This window comes from Vibrio methylphosphonaticus (assembly GCF_023634655.1).
GTDB lineage: Bacteria > Pseudomonadota > Gammaproteobacteria > Enterobacterales > Vibrionaceae > Vibrio > Vibrio methylphosphonaticus.
Genome location: NZ_JAMKMS010000006.1, coordinates 238,883 through 265,586 on the forward strand (window position 1 = coordinate 238,883; position 26,704 = coordinate 265,586).

The following is a 26,704-nucleotide window of genomic DNA, read 5'->3' on the forward strand; positions in this document are numbered from 1 at the left end:
CATGAGTATTTGGGAAACTGCCTTTCATTTTGACTCTTTAGTATGGGATTGGATCATCGCTATTTACCTGTTTTTAGCAGGTATGTCGGCGGGTGCGGTTATGATTGCGCTGTATTTGAAGCGTAACGTAATAGAAGGCAATCCAGCGGATAACGGCATATTGAAAGCCATGGCATGGTTGGCGCCATTTGGCATTATCGTTGGGTTGTTGATTTTGGTGTTCCACTTAACGAAACCGTTAGAGTTTTGGAAGATCATGATTTACTTTAATCCGACCTCAGTGATGTCGATGGGCGTGATTTTGTTCCAAGTCTATATGGCAGTGTTGTTTGTGTGGATTGGACTCATTTTCCGTAAGCCGATCATGGACGTTTTAGGCGGGAAGTTTGATTTCGTTGAAACTATCCTGATTAAACTAGAAAAAGTCGAAAATGGAATTGAGATATTTTTGGGTGTCTTAGCGATCGCTCTTGCGGCTTATACGGGCTTCTTATTGTCCGCATTGAAGACTTACCCAATGCTCAATAACCCCGTTTTACCGATTCTATTCCTATTTTCTAGCTTGTCCTCTGGCGCAGCCGCGAGCTTGTTGTTTGGTATCTTAGTGTTTAAAGAAGATGCGCACAGCCCGAGTGTAAAGTGGGTGCATCGTTTTGAACGCCCAGTCGTATTGTTTGAACTGTTTGTGATTGTTACTTTCTTTACTGGTCTTATCTTTAGTGGTGGGCAGAACGAAGCCGCCGCTTGGAATGCCATTGGCGGAGGTTTTTGGTCGAACTGGTTTTGGTACGGGGTAATTGGCTTAGGGATGCTATTGCCATTGGCGATGAATTTCTTTAGCTCTGACAAAGTGAAACATAATCATGGCTTTATTTTGGTTGTAACATCGCTCAGTTTACTCGGTGTATTGATGTTAAGGACATTTGTGTTGTACGCAGGACAAATGACGATTGTTTAGCCCCTGTATTTCTCCGCTAGCCTATGGATGTCGTCATTCTTTACAGAGTGACGACATCCATTTTCAAGCGGATATTTTTAGAGCGTAGGGGGTCAATTTGGTGTGTTCTAAAAGTGTGGGCTCTCGCTGTTATCATTGGGTTGAGGTTTTATGATTGGTCATATTGGATTACTCGCACTGATTTGTACGGCGATGGTCAGTACCTTAGGGGCGGTGTGCGGACTTATCGGCACTGTCAGAGTATTTCAATCAGATCTGATGGTGGGTATCGCACGAGTTACTCGCCTAAGTAGTTTTCTTGCTTTATTTTTCTCAATGATGTCGATGGTGATACTGGCGTATGGCTTTGCTATTGATGATTTTGCATTAAGTTATGTTTCCCAGAACTCCAACAGCCAGTTGCCGCTCCCATTTAAAATCGCCGCAACATGGGGTGGGCATGAGGGTTCCATGTTATTCTGGGTTGTGACGCTGTCACTATGGTGTGTGGGTTTGTCAAAAGCTCGCGCCGAGAGAAGGTATCGATTTCATGCCACTTGGATCATGCTTTGCTTTATTGCCATATTTGCCTGGTTTACCCTTCTAGCTTCCAATCCATTTGAATTTAATCCGACGTTACCCGCACAAGGCCGCGACTTGAACCCAATGCTACAAGACATTGGCTTAATCATTCATCCGCCTTTGTTATATATCGGCTACGTTGGTTTTGCGTCTGTTCTTGCTCTTGCCGTTGGGGCGTTATTGGATAATGAAAGCACGTCAACGTGGTTAAATGACGCGAAGACCTACACGCTGAATGCGTGGATATTTTTGTCTGTGGGTATTGCAGTGGGTTCTTGGTGGGCTTACTACGAGTTAGGTTGGGGAGGCTGGTGGTTTTGGGACCCCGTGGAAAACGCCTCATTGTTACCTTGGTTAACTGCAACGGCGTTAATGCATACACTACTGGCGTCAAGAGTCAGGAACCAACTGTTAATTTGGAGTTACTCACTGGCTTTTGTGACATTTTGTTTGAGTATTCTAGGCACATTTATTGTGCGTTCTGGCGTGCTCACCTCAGTTCATGCTTTTGCGGTGGATCCTAGCAAGGGTTTTACTTTATTAGGGATACTATCGCTTGTTTTCATACTATCGTTTTTGATACTGATTAAGCGTATTGACTCGATTCAGTCGCGAACCTTACAAGGCGTTTTAAACAAAAATTTTCTACTACTGGCGTGTGCGAACCTATTCACCTTAGCCACAACCATTGTCGTGTTTGGTACATTCTACCCAATGGTCTACGAGTTAGTAGGGCTAGGGAATATTTCGGTTGGCGCACCTTATTTCAATCTTCTAATTGCGCCATTGGCCATTATTGCACTGTTTGTTGTCGGATTTTCAGCGTTGTTAAAATGGGATTCGGCATCGCCTGATAAACTGCGTTCAACACTTGTTGGACTAGCGGTTGCTACCTTGGGTGTGGCGGGTGGCATGGTTAGCTACTACGTCTATCACAACGAAGCTGTCGGAGCTGAGTGGTCAATGTGGGCATTTTTTAGCTGCTGGGGCGCGCTTTGGGTTGTCGCCACTCATGGTATTGCGTTTTACCGCAACCGATCATCGATTCATTTTAAAAGAACGCATGTAAAAAGAACGCTTGTAAAAAGAGTGCATGTTAAACGAATGCTCTATGTGTCCGTTGCGCACATTGGGTTTGCCGTCGTCGCGTTTGGCGCAGCAATGAACAGTGAATACTCGTATGAAATAACGCGGAAATTGGGGCCGACGAGCCAAGTTGAGTTTGGCGACTATCAACTTCACTATGTTGACACGCAGCTCTATGTTGCGCCCACTTTTAGCGCAGAGCGAGCCGTAATTGAAATACGACCGTTACCAAACAAGGAAAGCCAATCAGAACAAATATGGTTTGCTTATCCAGAAAAGCGCCATTATCCGATACGCGTAATGAATATGACTGAGCCATCTATGACTGCGTTTTGGGACGGTGATATCTACATCTCCTTAGGAGAAAAAATAGATAGCGCTCATTACGCGGTGCGGATTCAATTTAAAGCATTTATCCGTTGGATTTGGTTGGGTGCACTGCTTATGGTTTTAGGCGTAACTGGCGTGTTGTTCAGCCAGCGCGAAAAGAGTAACGTCCGGGCATCATGCGAAAATAACCCTTCAATAATAGCCGGAGGGTACATTGAGAACTAGTCAGATTCACGCGATAAATGGGGCGCGTTGTTGGGTGTCGGTGTTTGCAGCATTGCTGCTGACAGTGTTTTGTTTGAATATCTCATCCGCATCCGCCAGTTCACAGTCGGTAGAGTTATTTGAATTTGACTCAATTAAACAACAGAAGGATGCCATTGCATTAGCAAAAACATTGCGCTGTCCTATGTGTCAAAACCAGAACTTGATTGAATCCAATTCGCCAGTCGCGAAAGATATTCGTTTAAGAGTGTTTGAGCTGATAAAGCAAGGAAAAACCGAGCAAGAAGTAAAAGACTATATGGTCGCTCGATACGGGCAGCATGTGCTTTATCAACCATCACTTTCCAAACAAAATGCGTTGTTGTGGGGAGCGCCGTTCATTATTGCTCTGATACTTCTTGTACTGATGTTTTATCGAGTTATCCGCACTAAGGGACATCAAACGAGTCGTGATGAGGGCTCGGTGTAATGTAACGTCGATACGGTAGGCGTAAATGACAAATTCCCACTAGTCAGCTTATTGCAACTCATTGTAATATCGATGTAAAGGATGTTTACTTTGAGTAAAGGATTATGACACCACAGCAACGCGACTTTTTAGAACAATACTTATCCACACTCTCTCAAGCAGAGCGAATAGCGGTTCCTGCGGCTATCGCTGAGCACTTCTGCGCCGATGAATACAATGCTAATGAATGCGCGCGATTAATTGATGAGGGCATCAAAACGGCAACATGTAGCCTAAAAGAAGGGTACGTCATTGATGATGAACCATTGCCAGAGATCGGGCGATTATCTGTTGTGCTTAATTGGCATCAAGTGCCCGTGTGTATTGTAAAAGTGACCAGTGTGGCGATTTGTGCGTTTGATAAAGTGCCGCCTGAATTCGCTTTTATGGAGGGAGAAGGTGATCGCAGTTACCCGTCTTGGCGTGCGTCTCATATTGAGTTTTTCCAGAGTTACGTCTCTCAGTTGGGTCTAACCTTTACTACAGACGATGATCTTGTGTTGGAAACGTTTGAAAAAGTTTATCCCGTTGGCGCATAAGGTCCTGTTCCCAATACGGTTATCGTGAGGTTAGTATCGTGACTTCATTACTATGAGACTCTCACATGACATAAGCATCCTGAGGTTAACACTATGAAACAACCATTATGAAAATAAGTATCGAAAGTCGTCGCCTTCACATGCGTCAAATCAATGCTAGCGATGAGTGCTTTTTTAGAGCGCTTCACCGTGATAAGCGGGTGACGCATCTATGCTTTGATACACCGACGGATGCGGAAATTCAGCACCGATTTGTGCAACGCTTACCACCTTGGAATATTACGGCATCTCATTGGCTATGTTTAACGATTGTGGAACAAGAAACAGGTAAGAAAATTGGGTTTACCGGGTTCATTATTGAAGATGATAAGGCTGAAGTTGGCTATTTAATCACACCTGATTGTCATGGTTATGGCTATGCAACAGAATCATTACAGGCGCTGTTAACGTGGGCGCAGTCGCACCTTCCTGATATCGGTTTTGAGGCGACGGTGACCGATGGGAATACTCAGTCTGAACGGGTATTAAGTAAGTGTGGCTTTACTCAGATAAAGCGAGTGCCGGATGCTTTCAGGATTAATGGTCACTGGCATGATGACGTTATCTATGCGCGATAGGTGTGCGTTACCGTAATGCAAGGGTCAGGTTATTGAGTGTAAAAGGAGAGACTCAATGAGTGTGATGTATAGAGAAATGCAATCAACAGATTATGATTCGGTCATTGGGCTTTGGAGTCATACGGAAAACATGCAGCTGCGCGAGGCAGACAGCCGAGAAAGTATTACGGCGTATTTAGACCAGAATCCCAATTTGAGCTATGTCGCTATGGTTTCTGGTCAAATTGTTGGTGCAGTGTTGGTGGGAACGGATGGACGCCGAGGCTATATTCAGCATCTTGCTGTCGCGGACAAGCATCGGGGGAAACGGGTTGGTCGAGGCTTAATTGAACAAGCCACACAGGCTTTAGGATTGATTGGAATTAACAAAACCCATCTTTTTGTCACGACGGAAAACGAAAACGCGCAGCAGTTTTATCGCTCGCTAGGGTGGGAGGACCGTAAAGAGATTAAAATGTATTCGTTTAATGCCTCAGCGAATCTGAATATCTAGTGACAATCCGTACACTGCCGTATTTGTCATTGCGATATGAGCGGGTCAGTCAATTCAGTTTTAAGCTCAGCGTAGAGGGGCGAGTTCAACAACTGAAACGCCCTCATTACCGGTCACTTGACTGTTAAGTTAGCTTTTAATAAAACGATTGTAGACGAAAAGAAGTAGGAAAGCGCCGAGGGTGGCGGTGATAATGCTGCCGATATTGAAACCGTTTGCACCACCCAAACCGAGTAGTCCGCCAATAAATCCGCCGACAAATGCCCCAGCAATACCCAGTCCCATTGTCGCTAACCAACCCCCACCATCATTGCCTGGCATTAACCATTTTGCGAGTGCTCCGGCAATTAGACCTAAAATAATCCATGAAATGATGCCCATGTTTCGCTCCTTACTATAATAAAAGCTTTGTAGATGACGTTATCATCGCTAAGCATAGTTCAAATAATAAACCGTCCATTCGTTTAATTGCTATAAACAAACAGACGGTTAAATGAATGATGACCAAGTATGTGAATGGAATGGGTAATCTTTTGCTTAGTGAGGTTATCCTCGAATAAAAATCATCTATTATTGATATAGCTATCTGACTTGATGACAAGGGTATGAGTAGATAGCGAAGTACCTTGGCATAAGGTCGAGGAGTGCAGCACCCATTAAGGAGTCGGGAATGAAGGTGTCACGGTTGGTTAATGTTCAATCAATTCTATTGTTATTCATCATTGGTTTGAACAGTGTCTTGTTCTCACATGCTTACGCACAAACAGAAAGTGAAGCGGTGCGCTCAACGAAAGAGCAGAGGGAGTTTGATCGTGTTAATCGTGAGATCAAAGATCTCGCAGAGTCGTTAAAATTATCGACTGGGGATCAAAAAGATGCGATTCAATTTAGGCTGTTTAATAAAAATAATGAGTTAAGAGAGATCATTGCCACCGGCGTTGATAATAATGCTTTACCAAAAGCAGTATTGATTGCTCAAGTTGCGCTACAGCAAGAGTACACAGAGGGAGCAAAAGCCTACCTTGAAGATAAAATTAAGAAAACGACTGAGAAGTTTAATGCTGCAAAAGATGAAGAAAAGCTCTCTATTCTGAATACCTACCGAGAATTACTGGAGTATTTGGACTCTTCCTATGAGAGCAGTTGGCAAAACTTAATGTGGTTGCAAAAGCTTGGAGAGCCTAATGTTGAGTTGGAGCAAGCTTCGGCATTATTCATCACTAAACGAATGAGATTAGTTTCCGCTTCAATAGAATACTTTGACCAACAGTTACAAACAGTGGCGACCCAAATTTCGGTCGCGCCTGATTCAGAAAAATCGGCGCTTCAGATGACGCAGTTAATCACTACGCAGCGATTATCGATTGAAACCGATAGCCTGCAAAAGCTGATTGTGCTGGGCGATGATATGGGCTTGGAGACCTCAGAATATAAACGTCAAATTTTCCAAGTTACCGGTAGTATTACGCAAGATATTTTAAATGTAAAAGTGCTGCTTTCTCTCGTCAACGAGTGGTGGAATGCGGGCTTAACATGGTTGGCAGACAACGCACCACAACAGTTATTCCAACTATTCATCTTTATTTTGATATTGATGGCGACGCGGATGATCGTCAAGCTTGTTCGCAAAGTGGTGAGCAAAGCCGTAGTCACCAAGAACTTTAAGTTGTCGCATTTGATGCAAAACTTCTTTGTTTCTATCTCTGGGAATATCGTTTGGATTATCGGTATTATGGTTGGTTTGTCTCAAATCGGCCTTAACCTTGCCCCAGTCTTGACGGGTTTTGGTATTGCTGGTGTCATTATTGGCTTTGCTCTTCAAGATACCTTGTCCAATTTTGCAGCAGGCATGATGTTATTAATCTATCGCCCATTCGATGTTGGAGATTTTGTCTTTGCTGGTGGCGTTGATGGTAAAGTTAGCCACATGAGTTTAGTCAGCACTACTATTCGTACCTTTGACAACCAAATTATCATTGTGCCAAATGGTAAAATTTGGGGTGATGTGATTAAAAATGTCACCCACGAGCGGATACGTCGTGTTGATATGATATTCGGTATTGGTTACAGCGACGATTTATTGAAAGCTGAATCCGTGCTGACCGACATCGTGACGAGCCATCCTTCTGTACTTAAGTCGCCAGAGCCGATTATTAAAGTGCATACGCTAAATACTTCTTCTGTTGATTTTATTGTTCGTCCTTGGGTAAAAACCGACGACTATTGGGATGTGTACTGGGACGTGACAAAAGAAGTGAAGCTTCGTTTTGATAGGGAAGGCATATCGATCCCTTTCCCGCAGCAAGATGTTCATTTGCACATGATTGATAAAAAAGACGCATAGCTTAAGGCTAGCGAGTGGCGTGGAGAGTCATACTCGTTGCTTAAGCAAATTTCAATTTTCCAGCCAAAGTATTACGTGTTGATGCTCGTAATACTTTGGTTGTTTGCCTATCAAACTGAAGATATCGGTTTATCATGAAACCGTATTAGTTTTGATCCTACCTGCGATTCATAATAAGCTTGGCTGATCTTAAGCGTATTGGTCGCGACTGGTTATTTAATAGTAAGTTAAGTAGTTTTTTTGACCGTTATTGTAACCACTGACCACTACCAACGCTTTTCAATAAAAATAATCAGGACTCTTACTTATGAGCCAACAACAAAATAACCCATTGCACGGCCTAACATTAGAAAAAATTCTAACTCGATTAGTTGAACATTATGGTTGGGATGAGTTGTATTACCACATTAACGTGAATTGCTTTAACAAGGATCCTTCCATCAAGTCGTCTCTCAAGTTCCTGAGAAAGACTCAATGGGCGCGTGATAAAGTTGAAGCACTCTATGTGTCGACGTTTAGTTAACACAGCAAGAAGAACGACGACCATGATTGCGTTGCGTATGTTTGTGTCAATATCGCTGCGAGGCAATAACAGTGGTCGTCACAAAGTTCATAATACTATTATCTTTACAGACTAGAGCGGCATTATGCTGAAAATTTCTAATAGCGTTGAATTAGCCGAGTGGGAAATAGAACTTACGGCAATCAGGTCAATGGGCGCTGGTGGGCAGAAAGTCAATAAAACGAGCTCAGCGATACATTTACGTTTTGATATCAAACGTTCAACGCTGCCAGATTTTTACAAGGAAAGACTGTTAGCGCTATCTGACACGAGAATAACGAAAGAAGGCGTTGTGATCATTAAGGCGCAAGCTTATCGAACTCAAGAGCAAAATAGAGAAGATGCTTTAGAGCGCCTTAAACAGCTCATTGTCTCTGCCGCTGTTGTCCAGAAAGCGAGAAGGGCGACCAGACCAACTCGCAATTCACAGACCCGTAGAATGGATGCGAAGAAGCGCAAAGGAAATACTAAGGCGCTCAGAGGCCGAGTTTCTGATTGATTGTTAATCAGCGTAATCGATGATCCAGTTGCTTTACGTAAGTCGTAACTTTGTTATCGTATGATGAATACCGATAAATTGACGTATAAGGATATACACATGAAAATTATTAAAGATGATTTACAAGGCCCTGAAATTCAGGGCTTACTACAGGAACATCTTGATGATATGTACGCCACGTCTCCCGCTGAAAGTGTTCATGCATTGGATTTAACAGAGCTACAAAAACCAGACATTACTTTTTGGTCAGCTTGGATTGAAGGTAAACTTGCTGGTTGTGTTGCTCTCAAAATGCTAGACGGGCAGCATGGTGAAATTAAGTCAATGCGCACGGCGCATTCTGCTCGTGGCAAGGGGGTCGCCAAGCATCTTGTTGTTCATGTGTGTCAAGCTGCAAAGCAAGAAGGGGTTATTCGACTGAGTCTCGAAACAGGAACGGAGGCATTTTTTCATCCAGCACGAACGTTATATCAGGGTTTTGGCTTTGTAGAATGCCCTCCCTTTGCTGATTATGCACTGGACCCCAATAGTGTCTTCATGACGAAGCCGCTATAGTGGATTGAGTGTTCAAAGATAGCCACACAACCAACAAATAAGGGAGGAAGGATATGGATGCCATTCGTTTTCGTTATGTTGAGTGCCCGTACTGCGGCGAGCAATTTGAAACTTCCATTGATTGCTCTAGTGGTGAGCAGCAGTATATTGAAGACTGTTATGTCTGCTGCCGACCTATTTTGTTCTCGATTACGTTTGTTGATGATGATCTTATTGTTTCAACGCGTCATGAAAACGACGCTTAACTTATGTTTGTCCAAGATTAACTTACGTTTTCTAAGACTAACTCTTATTTCTAAGGCTAATTTAGGTTTCCAGGCTAACTTAGGTTTTCAAGGTTAACTTCGGTTTCCCAAGACTAACTTACGTTTCCCGACATATGCCGACATCGTCCTGTGATGCGTGATAATTAAAATTGTTTACTCGCCATCAATACTTTTCAGACCATTATGACATTTTTGTAGAGTAATGTTGATAAACGTATTTAAAGGAATAACATGCTCCCCATCAATTTAGATGTATTTCTAACTGGCTTTTCGTTAAGTATTTCCCTGATTCTTGCTATCGGTGCGCAAAATGCTTTTGTTCTTAAGCAAGGGCTTAAGAAGCACCACGTTTTTTTTGTCTGCCTCGTGTGTGCTGTTTCAGACGCGTTGTTAATCTCAGCCGGTGTAGGAGGCTTTGGCGTAATCATTCAGACCTACCCATCGGTTGAGACTATCGCTCGTTATGCTGGTGCTTTGTTCTTATTTGTGTACAGTTTTCAAAGCTTCCGTTCTGCTTTCACGGTACAGCATCAATTGGAACCAGAAGGTGAGTCTAAGGGTTCATTGTTAAAGACGTTGGGCATTTGTCTTGCGTTGACATGGCTAAATCCACACGTTTATTTAGATACGGTGGTATTGCTTGGCTCGATATCGACACAGTACCAGCCTGAGCAATGGTCATTCGGTGTTGGAGCGGTAACGGCATCGTTCGTTTTCTTTTTCTCTTTAGGCTATGGCGCCCGTCTGCTTATTCCCCTCTTTAGTAAGCCTTTATCTTGGAAAGTACTCGAAGGTTTAGTGGGAGCAATCATGTTGTTTATCGCCGTGACGCTGGTATGGGAATAGAGGAATGGAAGCGTAAAATGAGTAATCTAGGTAAAGCGAGCCGGAATCATGCGGTCATCGTGGTGACACATATAGTGAGTGGTTTCGTCTGAGAGATGCAGTCGTAGCATAGCAGAGTATTGATGTGTCTTGCAGATTAAGCCCTAACTAATAGTTAGGGCTTAATGCTATATGTTGTCGTGAGCACGAGTGATGCCACGGTTATGACGTTGGAATTTTACGACGCTTGTATCGTTGAAATGAGCTTCTCTGCTTCATCTAAATGATGGCCACCAAACAAATTGCAGTGATTGAGAACCTGATAAAGGTTATAAATGTACTTTCTGTACTCATACATAGGTTCAATCGCGAGGATACTTTCATACCCTTGATAGAATTCAGGACGGAACCCTCCAAACAGTTCAGTCATAGCTAAATCACACTCTCTGTCGCCCCAATAGCTTGCAGGATCATAACAAATGGGTCCAAATGCCGTGTTTGCTACGTTACCGTTCCATAGGTCGCCATGCAGGAGTGATGGCTTGGGATTGTGTCCAGAAAGTTGCTCGTTAACTAATTCAACAAACTCATTGATTGGTGTAAAAGAGATGTGCTTTTCTTTAAGCAGCTGAAGCTGCCAACCAATACGTTGTTCAGAGAAAAAACGCGACCATTTTTTATGCCACTTATTTGGTTGTACGGTTTCGCCGAGGTAGTTATCTTGATCAAAGCCGAACTCAGCTTGCTCCCCCCACTTATGTAGTTTGGCCAACTGCACACCAAAACGGTGGCTGCTCTCAGCGACATCCAGAGGTTTAACTGGGATGTAGTTGAGAACCAAAAACGCACACTCTTTTGTTTTGCCAATGTGTACAACTTCTGGGAGCTGTACGGTATTGGTTTCCCGCAAGGCGTGGAGGTTTTCCGCTTCTATCTCAAATTTGGGCAAAAAGTCTTTGTGATTGGTTTTAACAAAATAGCGTTGCTCACCATCACTGATCATGTAGCATTGATTGATGTCGCCACCATCCATTCTAACTCGTTCTTTTATATTGAACTTAAACATCAATGTGTCTGATAGTTGGTCTGAAATCGCTTGCCACATACGCTACTCCCATGAATCAATACTCTTAGTATTCTAGAACAACCTCGCTAGGTATACAGTGATAATCGGCACAGCTTGGATATTGAGCGCTTGCAGTGGTTCAAAAGGTGCGAGTTTTTGTGGCTTAATATGAAAAGAAAAACCTTGATATGGGAAGGGAAGGCGTCATGAGTTGGACGAACTGCGTTTTTAGTGGGGGGAGTCGCACTTCGCTATTCGGGGATTAAATGATGTAAAGAGCACCGGGTAAAGTAAGGGACGCTTTCCTCCGTTACTCATTACATCATCAGGATGGCAATTAAGCGTTGAGTGCCTGTTCTAAATCGGCAATGATGTCATCGATATGTTCAATTCCCACAGAAAGACGGATCATTTCGGGCGACACGCCCGCTTGTTTTTGCTCTTGTTCCGTCAGCTGTCGATGTGTGGTTGAAGCGGGGTGACAAGCGAGCGACTTAGCGTCACCAATATTCACCAGTCGTTTGAAAATATTGAGGGCGTCATAGAAGCGCACGCCTGCATCGTAGCCCCCTTTTAGTCCAAACGAGAGAATCGCGGACGGTTTGCCTTTCATGTATTTCTCTGCTAATGCATGATGTGGCGAGTCAGAGAGCCCTGCGTATTTAACCCAGGCGACGCTGTCGTGGCCAGCGAGGTACTGGGCAACTGCAAGTGCATTTTCTGTGTGTCGCTCCATTCTTAGTGATAAAGTTTCTAATCCCTGCATCAACATAAATGCATTCATTGGTGAAAGTGCCGCGCCTGTGTTTCGTAGTGGAACGGTACGGGCTCGCCCAATAAAGGCTGCTTCGCCAAAGGCGTCTGAATAGATAACATCATGGTAAGAAGCTTCGGGCTGGCTGAATACTGGAAAGCGTTCTTTGTGTTCGGTCCAAGGGAATTTACCCGAGTCGATAATCATGCCGCCAAGTGTTGTGCCGTGCCCACCTACATACTTGGTGAGTGAGTGAACAACAATGTCGGCACCAAACTCAATGGGCTTGCAAAGCGCTGGAGTCGCAACCGTATTATCAACGACGACCGGTACACCTTGTGCGTGAGCTAATTCCGCTACACGCGCGAGATCGATGATATTACCTGCCGGGTTACCGATGCTTTCGCAAAAGACCGCTTTTGTTTTGTCATCGATGAGCTCAGCTAAACTCTCTGGCTTGTCATCTTTGGCAAAACGGACTTCTATGCCTTGGTTTGGCAACATATGCGCGAATAAGGTGTAGGTTCCACCATAAAGTTGCGGGGTCGCCACGATATTGTCGCCAATCTGTGCCAACGTCAAAATGGCGTAATTGATAGCCGCGCTGCCTGCGCTCACTGCCAACCCTGCAATACCACCTTCTAATGCCGCTAGCCTTTTTTCTAGAACATCATTGGTTGGGTTCATTATGCGGGTGTAAATGTTACCCGGAACCTCTAGATTAAATAGATCCGCACCGTGTTGAGCGTTATCAAATTCGTAAGCAACAGTTTGGTAGATGGGTGTTGCGACAGATTTCGTCGTCGGGTCTGTCTCGTAACCAAAATGAATCGAGAGCGTTTCGTCTTTCATCGTTCTTCCTTGTCTTGTCGATAATCCTAAAAGCACTAGTGCGAAGCATTAAACGCCGTTAGCGGCCACAAGCGTAAAGACGTATTAATGAATGGGTTGTTTTTTGTTCAGTGCTCATTATTAAATCGACTTACTGAATGAGTCAATCGCTATGCGTATTAATTGTGCGGGAACGTCACCAGCCTATCGTGGCACTCCGTCATTCACTCTGGTACTCTGCAGATTGATGGCAACAGTTTAGTTAGATGTAGATAGTATGAAATCATTAACCATATTGGATGGTGGCATGGGGCGTGAGCTTCAAGAAATCGGTGCACCATTTTCGCAACCGCTGTGGAGTGCACAAGCTCTGATTGAGTCACCAGAGCATGTCCGTCAAGCGCATCAAAATTTTATTGATGCGGGTGCCGAGATTATTATTGCCAACAGTTATGCGTGCGTGCCGTTTCATCTTGGTGCAGAGCGCTATGAGAAAGAGGGCGCGCTGCTTGCTCAGAAAGCTGCTCAAATTGCGGCATCAGTTGCACGGGCTTCGGACGACGTTTCGGAATCACAAGATCGGGTGAAGTCTGACTGCAGGCAGGGAGCGTTACAACAAAGCGTGCGGGTCGCGGGTGCGATTCCACCACCTTTAGGGAGCTATCGACCGGATTTATTTCAGGCGGAGCAAGCAGAGCCGGTTATTGAAACGCTGTATAACGCGCAAGACCCTTATGTGGATCTTTGGATTGTAGAAACCATCTCAAGTTTTGCTGAGTTTGAAGTAACACACCGTATTTTGAAGGTATCTAACAAGCCAACCTATTATGCTTTTAGCCTGAGTGACGCTGATACCGACAATGCAACACTGCGTTCAGGCGAGTCACTAAATGAGGCGATCCAATCTGCGTGTAGCCTTGGTGTAGATGGGGTGATGTTTAACTGTTCGGTTCCTGAAGTGATGGCACAGGCAATTCAGCAGGCTAGGGCAGTGATTGAGCAGAGCGGTCGTGAGGTTACGATTGGCGTATACGCTAATAATTTTATGCCGATTAAGACTGATCATGAAGCCAATGGGACATTGCAGTCGATGCGTGCATTGTCGCCAGACGACTACTTAACTTATGCCAAGCAATGGCATCAGCTTGGGGCGTCAATAATTGGTGGGTGCTGCGGAATAAGTCCTGATCATATTCGAGCATTAACTAAATGGAAACTCGACCAAAACTTGTGATGTTACAGAGACTGCCTATCGCCAAATGCGACAAGGAGCAAGGACACATGGTGTCATTGCTCCTTAATTATTTCGTACTTAGTTATGTAAGGACTCAGTTATATAAGGACTTAGCTATGTAAGCACCTAGTTATGCAAGTACTCAGTGAATCAATCCTTAGCTATTTAAGTATTAACTAATAGCGAGCATTTTCTTTTGGTGCGCAAGGTACTCGTTGTAGGTACCTTGGAACTGTACTAACTGCTTGTCTTTAACGTCGATGATTGATGTTGCAAGAGAAGAGACAAACTCACGGTCATGGCTGACAAAAATCAAAGTGCCTTCATATTTCTTTAGGGCATTGTTTAATGCTTCAATAGCTTCCATATCCATGTGGTTGGTCGGCTCATCCATCACTAATACATTGATGTCTTGCATCATAAGCTTACCAAACAATAAGCGGTTCTTTTCTCCACCCGAGCAGTTCTTCGCTTTCTTATTCGCATCATCAGCGGTAAACAGTAAACGACCTAAAATACCACGAACCATCAAGTCGTCGTGTTTCACCGTGCGCCATTGAGAGATCCAATCGAAGATACTCAGATCATTGTCAAAATCAGCCGTGCTATCTTGCGGGCAATAACCGATAGACGCGTTCTCAGACCACTTTACCACACCATGGTTTTGTTCTAATTCGTTGACAAGACAACGTAAAAACGTAGTTTTACCAACACCATTCTCGCCGATAACGGCTAAACGAGTGCCGGCTTCTAAAAGCAAGTTGCCTTTTTCAAACAGCACTTCACCTTCAAAGCCATGTCCAAGATCTTGTAGTTCTAAGGCTTGACGGTGAAGTTTTTTACCTTCGCCAAAATCAATCGATGGGCTAATACGGCTAGTCGATTTCACTTCATCGAGCTTAATCTTATCCATTTTTTTAGCACGAGAGCTTGCTTGTTTGGCTTTAGATGCGTTGGCACCAAAACGGTTAACGAAATCTTGCAGTTCACTAATCTCAGCGGCTTTCTTTGCATTGCTCGCGAGTAGTTGGTCACGAATCAGCCCTGATGCTTCAAGGAAGTACTCGTAGTTACCTGGGTAAATACGTAGCTCACCATAATCTATGTCTGCCATATGAGTACAAACAGAGTTTAGGAAGTGACGGTCATGCGAAATGATGATCATTGTGCACTTACGTTGGTTAAGCTCTTCTGCTAGCCAGTTAATGGTATGAATGTCCAAGTTGTTGGTCGGTTCGTCGAGCAACAAGATATCTGGGTTAGCAAACAGGGCTTGGGCAAGGAGAACACGTAGTTTCCAACCGGGTGCGACTTGCTGCATCAAACCAAAATGTAATTCTTCTTCAATACCGGCTTGGATCAAGATATCGCCAGCGCGGCTTTCTGCGGTATAGCCGTCCATTTCTGCGAACTCACTTTCGAGCTCAGCAACCTTCATACCGTCTTCTTCGCTCATTTCTGGTAATGAGTAAATACGATCTCGCTCTTGCTTGATTTCCCAAAGTTTACGGTCACCCATAATCACAACATCGATAACGTTGTATTGCTCGAAGGCAAACTGGTCTTGACTCAAAACACCCAGTTTTAATCCCGGTGTCATTGATACGTTGCCAGAGCTTGGGGTTAAGGCACCACTAAGAATCTTCATGAACGTTGACTTGCCACATCCATTGGCACCGATCAAGCCGTAACGGTTACCGTTACCGAACTTAGCTGAAATGTTTTCAAATAACGGCTCAGCGCCGAATTGCATGGTGATGTTAGCGGTAGATATCAAAGAAGTATTCCTAGGTATGAGAACGACGATGCGTTTAAAGTCACTTAAGCTAAATTAGTACAAGCAAAACGTAATATAAGCAAAAAGTAACAAAGCGAATCGACAGAAATGAAAGTACAGATTGTTACGCGGCGGATTATACAGATTTATCTAGCAAATAACAGACATGAGATGTAAGTCACAGAACAGTTTATCTTTTTCATCTTCCTTGAGAATGGATGACGCCAACTCATTCTCAATGAAGCAAATGGGCTAGGAAGACAGTAAAAAGGAGCGATTACGAAAAGGATGGAGTAGAGTAATAATAGTGGCACGCAAACATAGATGAATAGAGTAACGGATATGGTGAAAAATACGGTTTTCAAATGGCTATTAGTTAGTACAGCTTTCGCCATCTCAGGGTGCGCAAGTTACAGCATAACCGAACAAGATATGACGAACTATCTGCATGATAATGTAAATTTTGAGCAGTCGGTAGGCATTGAGAATGTGATGTACGCGCAAGTATCCGTAGATGATTTACAGGTAAAAATAGGTCGCAGCGATGCCGAGCGAGTCTCGGTATTTGCAAACACCAGTGCTGAAGTTCAGATGCTAAATGCGGATAAAATAGGTCTCGATCTGGCATTAGAATTCAGTGCGATACCGACTTATCAAGCGGAAAGCGGTGAAATATTTTTAAAATCACTGCGTTTGGAGCAGCTAGATGAGAGCAAACAAGTACTAACGCCTGAAATTAAGGCACTAATTAAACCCGCGGTGTCGATGATAGGCTACGCGTTATCCGAGTATCCGGTGTATAAACTCGATAGCTCTAAAGTGCAAGAAGCGCTGCTAAAATCAGCCGAACCCAATTTAGTGGTTAAAGATAATAAGCTGGTGATCGAGTTGTTTAATTAGAAAACAGTCTAACTGATTAAAAAGACAACAATTGATAACGCCCTATCGAAACAATAGATGTGAGGTACAGCATACCTCGATAACATAGCGTAGGTTTTCTAAATCAAACGCTTACATAGGCTTGTCTTCTTTGATATGTTTACCTTACATTTTTTACCGTTGCTAGGAGAGCAGTCGTGGTGGTAGATACTGATGGCTATCAAGCATTGATAGAGCATTTAGCCATGAATTTGGATGTGTTTACCTCTAAGGTGGGTGACACAGGTGCGGAAACCATTGAAGATGTGGCGACCGACATGGTGGCGTCGAATATCATGGTATTGTTTGAACAAAATCCAGAACTTCATTCCAGTGTGCGATTTAAGCTGCTTAAGGAAGTCGACTTGGTGATCCAAGATCTTGAAGAGGTGTTGGCCGGTGTTTGGAATAGAAATGCAACGAATGAGCAAGTCTCATTTCTTGAAGAGTATATCGCATTAGTCAAAAATCTATTTGATACCGCGGTTGCAAAGTACGATTAGCGACGTTGTATTGGTCCATCCCAGCATAGATCAACCTTAGATAGATTCATCCTAATTTAAGATGAAAAAAGAGGCGCTACGCCTCTTTTTTTGTATCAAATCACGCAACATAATGGTTAATTGACAGAGCGAAAGTGCCAGAATTTAGCAGCCCAATAAGGATTATCTAAACGCGACAAAATGACGCCTTTGGATGTTGATGCGTGCATGAACGTATTCCCACCTAAATAAATACCTACATGCCTTGTTTTATAACCCGTCTTGAAGAACACTAAATCGCCGCTTTGTGCGTTGCTATAATTCACTTTGTTGCCAATATTGACCTGTTGGGCAGTGGTTCTGGGTAGTTTTACTGAATAGGCATCATTATAAACGGCCTGAACAAAAGCAGAGCAGTCCACACCACTGAAATTAGTACCGCCTAGCCGATAAGGGACACCCTGCCATTTTTTGTATTCATTTAAAAATGGAGCGTTATCTACTGTGTTGTAGGATTGCTGAGTATGAGCGGTGCGTTCAGGCGAAGAAGAACACGCTGATAAAGCGGCAACCATACTGAAAATTATCAATAACTTACGAATCTTCATGTGTCATCTTCATTCAATAAAAGTGTAATAAATCTGTCATTGAGAATAACTACTATTCCTAGTAATTCTATACTAATTCAACGAGTTGTCTAATTCTCATCCTAGATGAGAAGACACTCATTGTGTGACCAAATAATTGGACTTAGCATGACAGCCTCCACAGCAAGGAAAGGTTCCACCTCACTGATTCGCTCACTCAGCATTATCTTCTTTCTTATTGTAATGCTCTTTGTTGGATTGAGTTGGTTAAGTGCCAATGGTCTTACTCAAGTTAAACGTCAATTTGATTCACTTTCCAATCGCGCATTACCATTAGCCATGAACAATGCGGGGCTAACGCAAGATGTGTTAGAACAAGTCAAACTACTCAGCTACGGGACGCAAACGAATTCCGGTGAGGAACTGGCGACGATACAAGGGCGTATTTCTGAGCTTGTAGAAGCAAGCACTATCAAGTCAGAACAGCTGTTTGACATTGCTGACCTATATAATCAAGCCGTCACCAGCGAACAACAAGAGTTACTGAGTAGCAAAATTACAGAGCTGCAATCGCTGACGCAGTCAATACTTGAGTTGCAGGCTCGCATCGTCGAAATGAAAGCACACATAGACAAAGAGATGAGCGGTTTTCGGTATGGTTTGAGCTCTATCGGGCCTGAAATGAACCGTATTAGCCTTATTTTATCTGATGACCATCCAGCAGCTGTCGATGCCGCGAGTCGTTTCATTGTCAGTGCCAGTTCGATGGAAAGTACATTCCTAGTACTTATGATGCAAGAAAGGCTCTCCGAAGCAAACAAGCATTATCGCGAAATGCGTTATCGTCTCTCCAGTGTCGACTTAGCCTTTGATGATTTTGCTCAGTCGCACCCTGAAATAAAGGAATTTGCTAGTTTGACGGCGCCGTTTGGCATGGTGAAGGATGGGTTTCAAGCTGAAGGTGTCTTGCGTCAAATCTTAGCCCGATTAGAGCTGGTGGAAGAGCAGCAAATACAGTTATCTCGAGCAACAGCGCTCGCAGATGAAACGTCTCAATTGTTATCGGAAGTGTCCAGTACAGCATCGTCGCTGATTGAAGCCAGTAAAGCCGTGGTGAGTGACACCATTCAATTCAACATCTATAGCTTGATTGTGGCGACTGCCATTTTGATTGTTGTCATCGTATTCATATTTTTCATGTTGCGTCGTTGGATCAACCGCTCGCTGAAAAACATTGCCAATCAGCTGAAACTGTTGACTGAACATGATCTGACAAACACGGTTGCACTGACAGGCCCAAGCGAGATTCAAAATATTGCCCTAAAACTCAATAACGTCACTGAGACTACGCATGACTCGATCGAAATGGTGACAAGAAACTGTGAAACCTTGTATCAAACAGCAGAAATTAGTCATGGCGCGGCGGAAGAAACGCGCAATAGCATGCGTGAGCAAAACACATCGCTTGATGGCATGGTGACTACAGTGACGCAGCTAGAAGCCTCAATCAATGAGATTTCTTCTGTTACCAATGCTTCGTTGAGTGATTCTCAGCAGGCAGAGAGCTTTGCGACCTTGGGGTTAGAAGCTGTTGAGTCGAATCGAGAGCGTTTACACTCATTGGAAACCACGTTAAGCAGTAATGCAGAGTCAATGGATGAACTCGATACAAAAGTGAAACAAATTCAAGAAATGGTGGATCTTATTAGCGGCATCGCCGACAACACCAATCTACTGGCATTAAACGCGGCGATTGAAGCCGCGCGAGCTGGAGACATGGGACGTGGATTTGCGGTTGTGGCAGATGAAGTGAGAAAGCTCGCCAGTGATACCTCCAACCAAACAACCAACATTCGTCAAATGATGACAGAACTAAAAGAAGCCGCACAAGAGTCGCGTCAGTCAGTTATTGAGTCGCGTGATGAAATGAACCAGGCACTGGTATCGAGCGAGCGAGTTAAAACGTCGTTTGAGGATATTGAAAACGCCATTGCTCAGATCCGCCAACGTGTTGAACAAGTTTCTGTAGCCACAGAAGAGCAAGAGCGTGCAACAGCAGAGGTTGGTCGCTCTATTACACATGTGAGTGCGCAAGCTGAAAACGCTAATTTACAGTTAGAGTCTATGGTGGAGAGCGCAGAGCAAGTCGCAGATATTGCCGGACATCAGCAGGCAATGTTACATAAATACCAACTGGCACCAACTCGCTCGTAATAAACCATGCTCCTACAACTCAGCCTTCCTCAAGTGTCTGAGTCTCTAAAAGGTTGGGTAAGCATCTTATCTAGCCTTTGTTCTTTTGGATTGGAAAATTGAGGAATACCGATGACGACATCTTGGTGTCCTTTTTCAGGTTGCGCTTGATACGTACCAAACAGCTGATCCCAGATAGATAGGAAGAAACCGAAGTTGGAATGCGTTTCCTTGGCAATTACCGAGTGGTGTACACGGTGAAAATCTGGTGTCACTATCCATTTACGAAGCGTTCGGTCCAAGGATAACGGCAGAAAGCCATTACTATGGTTAAACATCGCGCTGGCATTGAGAATGACTTCAAATAGCAACACTGCGATTGGAGGTATGCCGAGCAACAGGATCAGTGTGATTTTAATGAGCATCGACAATATAATTTCGATGGGGTGAAATCGAGCACCGGTCGTGACGTCAATATCACGATCTGAGTGATGCATTCGATGCAAGCGCCATAAAAAAGGTACGCGATGAAAAAGGAGATGTTGGAAATAGATAGCACCGTCGAGCAACACGACACAAAGTGGAGTAAGTAACCAAAGCGCGAGCTCAGACTGCCTAATGGCGTCGAACTGGTTGAATAGACCTATATTGTTTTGCTGCGCCAGGTAAGCCGCGTCGATGGCTAGCAAGGGCATCACCGTTGCTAACAGAATAGAATTGAGCCCAACTAAGCCAAGGTTATTGCTCCAGCGAAGCTGACGGGTTCGTGTCCGCTCTTTCCTTGGTGAACGGTATTCCCAAAACGCGCAGCCGACGAGCACAGTGATAAAAATGAGAAGACGGATCGCGTCGCTATTTTCCATCAATTTACGGTTTCCTCTGTCTAATTAGGATAAGCAGGGTTAGAATTCCGGCATCTGCCCTAAGATTACCACGAAAATGAGATTTCACGCTTTCCACCGCCTTTATAATGATCGACTTGCTATTGCCACTAAACCGTTTAACGCGCGCGGAGCTAAGGTCAAACGTTGTCCCCAGTGCCAAATTGCGCAGCAGTATTGTATCTGTGACTACCAGCCAGACGTTGAGTCCAACATTGCAGTGTTACTGCTTGTCTCTGACGCAGAGATATTAAAACCCAGTAATACAGGGCGCTTAATTCTAGATACAGTGAAAGAAGGTTACGCCTATGCTTGGAGCCGCACTGAACCTGACTCCCGCTTACTCGAATTGCTGAGTGATGAGAGATATCAGCCTATTGTCGTGTTTCCAGAAGATTATGTTGACGATAAGTCTCGCTTACTGACATTTGAGAAAAAGCATGAAGCAATCGCAACAGGTAAAAAGCCGCTGTTTATTTTCTTAGATGGTAGTTGGCGCGAGGCGCGTCGAATGTTTAGAAAATCGCCTTACCTTGATGAGTTTCCAGTATGTTCGATTAAGCCTGAAGCGATATCGAATTACATTATGAGAAAATCAAATATTGAGGGGCATCTAGCAACGGCGGAAGTGGCAAGTTTGGTCTTTGAACAATTTGGCGAAGCAAAGGCTTCTCAAGTCCTTGACCATTGGTTTGCGGCGTTTAGAGAAAGTTACATGATGAGCAAGACTCGTTACTCAATCGATCGTACCAGACCGGATTTACATAAGTATATCGCGCTGATCGGTGATGAGACATCCCTCTAAACTCCTTGTGATTGTGCTGACATGTTGAGCAACTAAGTTAGGCAAGAGGATAACTTAGCGCTGAGTCACGGTTTGAGGGGGTAGGGATATGGATAATGCCCGAAGATATTTATTTTTCACCCGAATTTTGGGTTAGCAAGGAGAGTTTTGTATGTATTACGGCTTTGATGTCGGTGGCACAAAAATTGAGTTTGGTGCATTCAACGAAAATCTAGAACGAGTGGCTACTGAACGTGTCCCAACACCAAGTGACAATTACCAAGTACTGCTTGATACGCTTGCAGGGCTTGTCGCGAAATATGACGGTGAGCTTGGCGTTGAAGGCAAAGTTGGCCTTGGTCTTCCAGGGATGGAAGATGCAGACGACGAAACGGTGCTAACGGTAAATATTGCCTGTGCGAAAGGGCAGCCACTTCGACGTGATCTTGAAGCACTTATCGGTAGAGAAGTGAAGCTTGAAAATGATGCGAACTGCTTTGCATTGTCTGAAGCATGGGATGATGAATTAAAAGACTCGCCATCGGTTATGGGACTTATCTTAGGCACTGGATTTGGCGGCGGTCTTATCTATAAAGGTAAAGTGTTCTCTGGTCGCAACAACGTTGCGGGTGAGCTTGGCCATATGCGTCTTCCTATTGATGCGTGGTTCCATCTAGGTGAAAACGCACCTTTGTTAGAATGTGGTTGTGGAAACAAAGGCTGCCTAGATAACTATTTATCTGGTCGTGGTTTTGAGCTTCTGTACGCGCATTATTACGGTGAGAAGAAGAAAGCGATAGAGATCATCAAGGCGCGTGAGGCGGGTGATGCCTCAGCAACAGAATTTGTTGATATGTTCATGGAGCTCCTCGCGATCTGTTTAGCGAACATCTTCACTGGTAATGATCCGCATGTAGTGACGCTAGGTGGTGGCTTATCGAACTATGAACTCATTTACGAAGAGATGCCTAAGCGCATTCCTAAACACCTCATGTCGGTAGCAAAGTGCCCTAAGATCGTTAAAGCGAAACATGGCGATTCTGGTGGTGTTCGTGGCGCCGCGTTCTTGAATATTAAATAATTAATTTCCAAGAATAAACTCAGATTTTTAGGCCAATGGTTTATACCATTGGCTTTTTTATAGCTGGTTGTTCAGTAGCAAGGTTAATGCGAATAGGGTAGAAGGGTTATCAGAAATGTAGCGTTTTGAAGACATGGCTTACTGCGTAATTTACTTTCGTTGAATTTTGGGCAGATACTGCTATTGCTTAATGTAATGAGTTAGGCTTGCGCAATTGGAGAAGGGCCAATGTCAGAGAAAGTAAAAGAGATGTTATTACTACTCGCCGTCGCCATATTGGCCGTTGACACATTAATGGTGCAAGCACTGATGCCACTCAATGGTGATGTTTCCTTTTTGTTAACAATGGCAAAAAATACTGGTTTGAGCCACTTTTATAATGAGTATTATGAAGTTAACCCGCCACTTATTGTCTATATTTACAAAGTTTTCCTTATGCCATTTTATATGGGCATTCTTGGTGATATATCATCGCTTAGACTAGGTGTCATTTTATACTTACTAGTTGGGTTATATCTAGCTTGGTTGAATTTGTCTTACTTAAATAAAAACATGCAGATTTTACTTACACTTTCATTAGCTTCTGGACTGTTTTTAATACTACAAATAAGTTTTGGACAACGTGAACACCTGATTGCTGCAGGATTAGTTGTTTATTTAACAGAGGTGTTACGCTCTTCCAATAGTGGTCAGTATAGACTATTAAGTGTTGTTTCACTTTTAATGGTAGCAATATCTATATGCCTTAAACCCCAATACCTGCTTGTTGTTATATTTGCGGAATTGTATATGGTCAAGAATAATACACTGTTCTATAGGTGGAGAGAGATAGCAACGGTCGTTATTTTTGGTGGGGGATACTTACTTGCTGTGGTTTTATTTCAACCGGAGTACTTTAACTTTATTGTCCCCTTGGCTAGAACGTATTACGGCGGTTACTTTCCGGACTTTATTGATGTGCTAATGACGGCATCTGCCTTTTTGTTAGTGATGTTGATACCTTACTATCTTTTGAAGAAAAGACCACACTATAGTCAGTTAGTCTTTGTTATATTTCTTTTTTTTATCGCATCATTAGGTGCGTTTATTATGGGGAGAACAGCATTTGGTTACCATCTAATACCTGCGTTTACCTTTTCATTTTCTCTAGCTTATATGGCAGTTATTATTATGCTAAAGGATGCTGTCGATAATTTCTCAATTAAAACGGCGGTATTGTTATTACTGTCTGTTCTTCCCATTGTTGTATTTAAACATGAAGATATACGAAGGAGTTATCAAGTTGACTATTCTACAGCATGGCATCAATTTGTTGCTAAGGAGCAAAATTTGTCGGATGAAATGTTTGTGGATCCCGATGTGTTGAATTTATCTCAGAAAGTAGATAAATATACAGACAGAGGGGACAATATAATTTTTCTAGCTTCAACTAATATGCTCCCACATCACACAATTCCTGTGCATTCCGGGCTTTCATGGCTAGCAAGGCAACCCAATTTTTGGCTATTGCCTATAGCAATAACAGAGCCACAAAACAGCCAGCATCGCGAAACGATTCGGTTTGTACAACAGACAATTACGGACGATATTAATGTAAATAAACCTCGTGTCCTCGTTGTACAGTTGCGAGATGAAACGGTGAGGCGCTATGGAGAAACCCAGTTACTTAACGTACTCTTGGAGTATCCAGAGTTTGTTGATGCCATCAATCAATACAAAAAAGTTGAAAGTGTTTTCGTTGATAAGTCAGTTTACCAGCTGTACCTAAAGAAATGAACTTTGTGAGTTGGTTTGGATAGTTATTTGTTTATTAGTAATATTTAGTTAGATTAATGGAGGTTGCGATAGGTACTTTTGTGGTTAATTACTTTTTTTACATAGCTTCTCGTTTCACTAATTGGAAATTCAGTGGTTAAGTAGTCAAAGAGTGCATCTTCAGTCATTTTATTCACCATATGAGAAAATTTTTCTACGGAGTTAGTACGTTTAAAGTACTTAAGTAAATTTGAAGGACCACAGTTATAAGCCGCTATGGCTAACCACTCTCTTGAAAGAGAGGAGCGAATATCTTTAAGGTAATATAATTTCAAGACGCTTAAGTAAGCGGTTCCGATGTTAATATTTATGCTCGGACTGTATAACTGCTCTGTAGTGAATGTTGATTGAGAATAATAACGTTGTGAAATTTCTGCTACGGCTCCATCTTTCATTACTTGCATTAAGCCATAGGCAGGCGCTGATGAGCGCGCTCTAGGATCAAAATAACTTTCAACATGGATAACGGCAAGTATCAAGCTAACGTCAATTCCCCATGTTTTCGATGCTTTTTGAACGATAGGAAAGTACTGCATGGCTTTTTTGTGCGGGTTGATGTTCCTGATTTCTTTCGTCAGGTATTGAGGAGATGTAAGGCCACCTCGTAGTTCTATGATTGAAGATGGACCGTTTTTATTAGTTGATATAGATGAGTTAGGTTTGATAACGAGTATCTTTGTTGAGTTGTCACGAACACTCGGTAAAGCTTTACTTTCTAAGTCAGTTAGTTTACTTGCGACGGCCAATTCGGTAAGACAAGCGAGCACTACACAGATACTTCTGGTTGAAATTATTCTTCTTCGATTCGTGCATACACTGGTCATTGTCCTCTCCACATCATCTCTTTTCATAGAATAATAGCCATTTAGGCTAGAGGAAGCCGTCTTGTTTTTGATAAGGAGAGAAATAAGCGAATCTGGTGGCTTGGTATATTTAAGTTACTAAGTGTTATCGCGCGTTACGTAGCTTGTTATGAATCCATTGATGCTGCCTAGTGAAGTCGGTATGGAGCGGCCAAAACATGGATGCATAAAGTTGTTTTCCAAATAAGTTAATTTCGTCAGAGAATGTAATAAGTTCATCTCGTCTGTTGTGATTCTTAATTAAGTGGTGTGGTAGAAATGCTATTCCTTTTTGAGCCAAACAAAGGTCTAATATAGTACTAGTGTCATCAAGTATCCAAGTGTTGTGTTTTGCAATACTAGAAATATCCACAAAACTCTCACAACCATCGATTAATAATAGACGCATAGTAGACAAATCTGAGTCTGTGGATACTTCTTTATGGATAACCCAGCTGCAGTTAACTTTGAAGAGCTCATCGATGTTAAAAGACAATTCAGTTTTATGATAAGGGTTACCAATCGCGATGTCGACTTTGTGATTGTGTATGTATTGCCCTAATATTTGGCTCGGTTTTGTAAATACTGTAAGTTCTGTATCAGGAAATACTTCAGAAAATGCGACTAGAACTTTTTTAACGTCATCATTAAATATTAATGGATCAATACCGATACGAATTTTACTAGTGTCACTGTTATGAAGAGACTCAGCAACCTGAATTAATTCATAATATTTGGATATGATGGGGGCAGAGAGTTGGTAGATCTTTTTCCCTTTGTCCGTTAGTGTCAAAGACTTTTTGCTGCGATCAATCAGTGAGTAGTCAAGTTCGTTTTCCAAGTTTTTAATCGCACCAGAGATCGTTGACTGAGATTTTCCAAGTTTTCTTGCGCCGTTACTAAACGACCCGAAGCTAACAACTGCGTGAAAAGAGAGCAAATTGTCGAATGGCAACTTCATCCCAATATCCTCATTTCGCTTTGTAAATCCAGTTGAAAGCGTAACATTTTCTGTAAAGTATGAATGTCAATATGGTAAAAGTGTGATGCATGTCACGTTATTTTTCATTGATTTTTATACTTAAGCTAGT

27 protein-coding genes are annotated in these 26,704 nt (G+C 43.0%); 19 read left to right on the forward strand and 8 right to left on the reverse strand.

Going from position 1 to position 26,704, the window contains the following annotated elements; genetic code table 11:
- Position 1: 1 nt before the first annotated feature.
- The 6 genes from nrfD to M9196_RS09545 all read left to right on the forward strand — a co-directional run bounded on the left by nrfD (position 2) and on the right by M9196_RS09545 (position 5,317).
- Entirely contained in the window at positions 2-958 is a 957-nt protein-coding gene (nrfD, locus tag M9196_RS09520) for a cytochrome c nitrite reductase subunit NrfD (protein WP_250617302.1), read from the forward strand.
- Between the two features lie 150 nt (positions 959-1,108).
- Positions 1,109-3,160 carry a heme lyase CcmF/NrfE family subunit gene (locus M9196_RS09525; protein ID WP_250617303.1) on the forward strand — a complete coding sequence of 684 codons (2,052 nt, stop codon included), beginning with the start codon at positions 1,109-1,111 and terminating at the stop codon, positions 3,158-3,160.
- On the forward strand, positions 3,150-3,629 hold the full coding sequence (locus M9196_RS09530; protein WP_406707654.1) for a cytochrome c-type biogenesis protein: 480 nt from the start codon (positions 3,150-3,152) through the stop codon (positions 3,627-3,629). Before M9196_RS09525 ends, M9196_RS09530 begins: the two co-directional genes overlap by 11 nt.
- A gap of 104 nt (positions 3,630-3,733) precedes the next feature.
- Positions 3,734-4,207: an ASCH domain-containing protein gene (locus M9196_RS09535; protein WP_250617304.1), complete on the forward strand. Its 474-nt coding sequence runs from the start codon at positions 3,734-3,736 to the stop codon at positions 4,205-4,207.
- Between the two features lie 107 nt (positions 4,208-4,314).
- The gene (locus M9196_RS09540; protein WP_250617305.1) at positions 4,315-4,824 is read left to right on the forward strand and encodes a GNAT family N-acetyltransferase; all 510 of its coding nucleotides are present in this window, start codon (positions 4,315-4,317) and stop codon (positions 4,822-4,824) included.
- A 76-nt stretch (positions 4,825-4,900) separates the two neighbouring features.
- Positions 4,901-5,317 carry a GNAT family N-acetyltransferase gene (locus M9196_RS09545; RefSeq protein WP_250617354.1) on the forward strand — a complete coding sequence of 139 codons (417 nt, stop codon included), beginning with the start codon at positions 4,901-4,903 and terminating at the stop codon, positions 5,315-5,317.
- 129 nt (positions 5,318-5,446) lie between these two features.
- Here the strand turns inward: M9196_RS09545 and M9196_RS09550 are convergent, their stop codons facing one another.
- Complete coding sequence (locus M9196_RS09550) at positions 5,447-5,698, reverse strand: GlsB/YeaQ/YmgE family stress response membrane protein (protein WP_250617306.1); 252 nt, start codon at positions 5,696-5,698, stop codon at positions 5,447-5,449.
- 289 nt (positions 5,699-5,987) lie between these two features.
- Here M9196_RS09550 and M9196_RS09555 point away from each other — a divergent pair, with 289 nt between their 5' ends.
- The 6 genes from M9196_RS09555 to M9196_RS09580 all read left to right on the forward strand — a co-directional run bounded on the left by M9196_RS09555 (position 5,988) and on the right by M9196_RS09580 (position 10,389).
- Positions 5,988-7,661: a mechanosensitive ion channel family protein gene (locus tag M9196_RS09555; protein ID WP_250617307.1), complete on the forward strand. Its 1,674-nt coding sequence runs from the start codon at positions 5,988-5,990 to the stop codon at positions 7,659-7,661.
- 307 nt (positions 7,662-7,968) lie between these two features.
- Positions 7,969-8,184 (forward strand): VF530 family protein, encoded by a 216-nt coding sequence (locus M9196_RS09560; RefSeq protein ID WP_250617308.1) that lies wholly within the window; start codon positions 7,969-7,971, stop codon positions 8,182-8,184.
- Positions 8,185-8,308: 124 nt separating this feature from the next.
- Positions 8,309-8,722, forward strand: a complete 414-nt coding sequence (arfB, locus tag M9196_RS09565; RefSeq protein WP_250617309.1) for an alternative ribosome rescue aminoacyl-tRNA hydrolase ArfB — start codon at positions 8,309-8,311, stop codon at positions 8,720-8,722.
- A gap of 99 nt (positions 8,723-8,821) precedes the next feature.
- Positions 8,822-9,277: a GNAT family N-acetyltransferase gene (locus tag M9196_RS09570; RefSeq protein ID WP_250617310.1), complete on the forward strand. Its 456-nt coding sequence runs from the start codon at positions 8,822-8,824 to the stop codon at positions 9,275-9,277.
- Between the two features lie 53 nt (positions 9,278-9,330).
- The gene (locus M9196_RS09575; RefSeq protein ID WP_250617311.1) at positions 9,331-9,522 is read left to right on the forward strand and encodes a CPXCG motif-containing cysteine-rich protein; all 192 of its coding nucleotides are present in this window, start codon (positions 9,331-9,333) and stop codon (positions 9,520-9,522) included.
- A gap of 252 nt (positions 9,523-9,774) precedes the next feature.
- Positions 9,775-10,389: a LysE/ArgO family amino acid transporter gene (locus tag M9196_RS09580; RefSeq protein ID WP_250617312.1), complete on the forward strand. Its 615-nt coding sequence runs from the start codon at positions 9,775-9,777 to the stop codon at positions 10,387-10,389.
- A gap of 217 nt (positions 10,390-10,606) precedes the next feature.
- Here M9196_RS09580 and M9196_RS09585 read toward each other — a convergent pair whose 3' ends face one another.
- Together M9196_RS09585 and M9196_RS09590 are read right to left on the reverse strand one after the other, a co-directional pair.
- Entirely contained in the window at positions 10,607-11,473 is an 867-nt protein-coding gene (locus M9196_RS09585) for a fructosamine kinase family protein (protein ID WP_250617313.1), read from the reverse strand.
- A 298-nt stretch (positions 11,474-11,771) separates the two neighbouring features.
- On the reverse strand, positions 11,772-13,040 hold the full coding sequence (locus tag M9196_RS09590) for an O-acetylhomoserine aminocarboxypropyltransferase/cysteine synthase family protein (RefSeq protein ID WP_250617314.1): 1,269 nt from the start codon (positions 13,038-13,040) through the stop codon (positions 11,772-11,774).
- 256 nt (positions 13,041-13,296) lie between these two features.
- Here M9196_RS09590 and M9196_RS09595 point away from each other — a divergent pair, with 256 nt between their 5' ends.
- Positions 13,297-14,253: a homocysteine S-methyltransferase family protein gene (locus M9196_RS09595; RefSeq protein ID WP_250617315.1), complete on the forward strand. Its 957-nt coding sequence runs from the start codon at positions 13,297-13,299 to the stop codon at positions 14,251-14,253.
- A 172-nt stretch (positions 14,254-14,425) separates the two neighbouring features.
- On the opposite strand, the gene M9196_RS09600 is transcribed toward M9196_RS09595, so the two are convergent.
- Positions 14,426-16,030 carry an ABC-F family ATPase gene (locus M9196_RS09600; protein ID WP_284677143.1) on the reverse strand — a complete coding sequence of 535 codons (1,605 nt, stop codon included), beginning with the start codon at positions 16,028-16,030 and terminating at the stop codon, positions 14,426-14,428.
- Between the two features lie 342 nt (positions 16,031-16,372).
- On the opposite strand from M9196_RS09600, the gene M9196_RS09605 reads away from it, so the two are divergent.
- Both M9196_RS09605 and M9196_RS09610 read left to right on the forward strand, forming a co-directional pair.
- Positions 16,373-16,930: a DUF1439 domain-containing protein gene (locus M9196_RS09605; RefSeq protein ID WP_250617356.1), complete on the forward strand. Its 558-nt coding sequence runs from the start codon at positions 16,373-16,375 to the stop codon at positions 16,928-16,930.
- A gap of 176 nt (positions 16,931-17,106) precedes the next feature.
- Positions 17,107-17,451 (forward strand): DUF3802 family protein, encoded by a 345-nt coding sequence (locus M9196_RS09610; RefSeq protein WP_250617316.1) that lies wholly within the window; start codon positions 17,107-17,109, stop codon positions 17,449-17,451.
- Positions 17,452-17,567: 116 nt separating this feature from the next.
- Here the strand turns inward: M9196_RS09610 and M9196_RS09615 are convergent, their stop codons facing one another.
- Complete coding sequence (locus M9196_RS09615; protein ID WP_250617317.1) at positions 17,568-18,038, reverse strand: NlpC/P60 family protein; 471 nt, start codon at positions 18,036-18,038, stop codon at positions 17,568-17,570.
- Positions 18,039-18,185: 147 nt separating this feature from the next.
- Between M9196_RS09615 and M9196_RS09620 the strand changes: the two genes are divergently transcribed.
- Positions 18,186-20,231, forward strand: coding sequence for a methyl-accepting chemotaxis protein (locus M9196_RS09620; protein ID WP_250617318.1), 2,046 nt, complete (start codon positions 18,186-18,188; stop codon positions 20,229-20,231).
- Between the two features lie 29 nt (positions 20,232-20,260).
- Here M9196_RS09620 and M9196_RS09625 read toward each other — a convergent pair whose 3' ends face one another.
- Positions 20,261-21,073, reverse strand: a complete 813-nt coding sequence (locus tag M9196_RS09625; RefSeq protein ID WP_250617319.1) for a sterol desaturase family protein — start codon at positions 21,071-21,073, stop codon at positions 20,261-20,263.
- A gap of 76 nt (positions 21,074-21,149) precedes the next feature.
- Here M9196_RS09625 and M9196_RS09630 point away from each other — a divergent pair, with 76 nt between their 5' ends.
- The 3 genes from M9196_RS09630 (at position 21,150) to M9196_RS09640 (ending at position 24,732) form a co-directional block, all read left to right on the forward strand.
- Positions 21,150-21,896, forward strand: a complete 747-nt coding sequence (locus M9196_RS09630) for a tRNA-uridine aminocarboxypropyltransferase (protein WP_250617320.1) — start codon at positions 21,150-21,152, stop codon at positions 21,894-21,896.
- Positions 21,897-22,047: 151 nt separating this feature from the next.
- Positions 22,048-22,956 (forward strand): N-acetylglucosamine kinase, encoded by a 909-nt coding sequence (gene nagK, locus M9196_RS09635; RefSeq protein WP_250617321.1) that lies wholly within the window; start codon positions 22,048-22,050, stop codon positions 22,954-22,956.
- A gap of 228 nt (positions 22,957-23,184) precedes the next feature.
- Positions 23,185-24,732 carry a hypothetical protein gene (locus tag M9196_RS09640; RefSeq protein ID WP_250617322.1) on the forward strand — a complete coding sequence of 516 codons (1,548 nt, stop codon included), beginning with the start codon at positions 23,185-23,187 and terminating at the stop codon, positions 24,730-24,732.
- Between the two features lie 53 nt (positions 24,733-24,785).
- On the opposite strand, the gene M9196_RS09645 is transcribed toward M9196_RS09640, so the two are convergent.
- Positions 24,786-25,622: a transglycosylase SLT domain-containing protein gene (locus M9196_RS09645; RefSeq protein WP_250617323.1), complete on the reverse strand. Its 837-nt coding sequence runs from the start codon at positions 25,620-25,622 to the stop codon at positions 24,786-24,788.
- A gap of 97 nt (positions 25,623-25,719) precedes the next feature.
- Positions 25,720-26,574, reverse strand: coding sequence for a LysR family transcriptional regulator (locus M9196_RS09650; protein WP_250617324.1), 855 nt, complete (start codon positions 26,572-26,574; stop codon positions 25,720-25,722).
- Positions 26,575-26,704: the final 130 nt, after the last annotated feature.

Excerpts from the sequence above, each read along its gene's own strand:
- nrfD (WP_250617302.1), top strand. The coding sequence starts at position 2 with ATGAGTATTTGGGAAACTGCCTTTCATTTTGACTCTTTAGTATGGGAT.
- M9196_RS09525 (WP_250617303.1), top strand. The coding sequence starts at position 1,109 with ATGATTGGTCATATTGGATTACTCGCACTGATTTGTACGGCGATGGTC.
- M9196_RS09535 (WP_250617304.1), top strand. The coding sequence starts at position 3,734 with ATGACACCACAGCAACGCGACTTTTTAGAACAATACTTATCCACACTC.
- M9196_RS09540 (WP_250617305.1), top strand. The coding sequence starts at position 4,315 with ATGAAAATAAGTATCGAAAGTCGTCGCCTTCACATGCGTCAAATCAAT.
- M9196_RS09545 (WP_250617354.1), top strand. The coding sequence starts at position 4,901 with ATGCAATCAACAGATTATGATTCGGTCATTGGGCTTTGGAGTCATACG.
- M9196_RS09550 (WP_250617306.1), bottom strand. The coding sequence starts at position 5,698 with ATGGGCATCATTTCATGGATTATTTTAGGTCTAATTGCCGGAGCACTC.
- M9196_RS09555 (WP_250617307.1), top strand. The coding sequence starts at position 5,988 with ATGAAGGTGTCACGGTTGGTTAATGTTCAATCAATTCTATTGTTATTC.
- M9196_RS09560 (WP_250617308.1), top strand. The coding sequence starts at position 7,969 with ATGAGCCAACAACAAAATAACCCATTGCACGGCCTAACATTAGAAAAA.
- arfB (WP_250617309.1), top strand. The coding sequence starts at position 8,309 with ATGCTGAAAATTTCTAATAGCGTTGAATTAGCCGAGTGGGAAATAGAA.
- M9196_RS09570 (WP_250617310.1), top strand. The coding sequence starts at position 8,822 with ATGAAAATTATTAAAGATGATTTACAAGGCCCTGAAATTCAGGGCTTA.
- M9196_RS09575 (WP_250617311.1), top strand. The coding sequence starts at position 9,331 with ATGGATGCCATTCGTTTTCGTTATGTTGAGTGCCCGTACTGCGGCGAG.
- M9196_RS09580 (WP_250617312.1), top strand. The coding sequence starts at position 9,775 with ATGCTCCCCATCAATTTAGATGTATTTCTAACTGGCTTTTCGTTAAGT.
- M9196_RS09585 (WP_250617313.1), bottom strand. The coding sequence starts at position 11,473 with ATGTGGCAAGCGATTTCAGACCAACTATCAGACACATTGATGTTTAAG.
- M9196_RS09590 (WP_250617314.1), bottom strand. The coding sequence starts at position 13,040 with ATGAAAGACGAAACGCTCTCGATTCATTTTGGTTACGAGACAGACCCG.
- M9196_RS09595 (WP_250617315.1), top strand. The coding sequence starts at position 13,297 with ATGAAATCATTAACCATATTGGATGGTGGCATGGGGCGTGAGCTTCAA.
- M9196_RS09605 (WP_250617356.1), top strand. The coding sequence starts at position 16,373 with ATGGTGAAAAATACGGTTTTCAAATGGCTATTAGTTAGTACAGCTTTC.
- M9196_RS09615 (WP_250617317.1), bottom strand. The coding sequence starts at position 18,038 with ATGAAGATTCGTAAGTTATTGATAATTTTCAGTATGGTTGCCGCTTTA.
- M9196_RS09620 (WP_250617318.1), top strand. The coding sequence starts at position 18,186 with ATGACAGCCTCCACAGCAAGGAAAGGTTCCACCTCACTGATTCGCTCA.
- M9196_RS09625 (WP_250617319.1), bottom strand. The coding sequence starts at position 21,073 with ATGGAAAATAGCGACGCGATCCGTCTTCTCATTTTTATCACTGTGCTC.
- M9196_RS09630 (WP_250617320.1), top strand. The coding sequence starts at position 21,150 with ATGAGATTTCACGCTTTCCACCGCCTTTATAATGATCGACTTGCTATT.
- nagK (WP_250617321.1), top strand. The coding sequence starts at position 22,048 with ATGTATTACGGCTTTGATGTCGGTGGCACAAAAATTGAGTTTGGTGCA.
- M9196_RS09640 (WP_250617322.1), top strand. The coding sequence starts at position 23,185 with ATGTCAGAGAAAGTAAAAGAGATGTTATTACTACTCGCCGTCGCCATA.
- M9196_RS09645 (WP_250617323.1), bottom strand. The coding sequence starts at position 25,622 with ATGAAAAGAGATGATGTGGAGAGGACAATGACCAGTGTATGCACGAAT.
- M9196_RS09650 (WP_250617324.1), bottom strand. The coding sequence starts at position 26,574 with ATGAAGTTGCCATTCGACAATTTGCTCTCTTTTCACGCAGTTGTTAGC.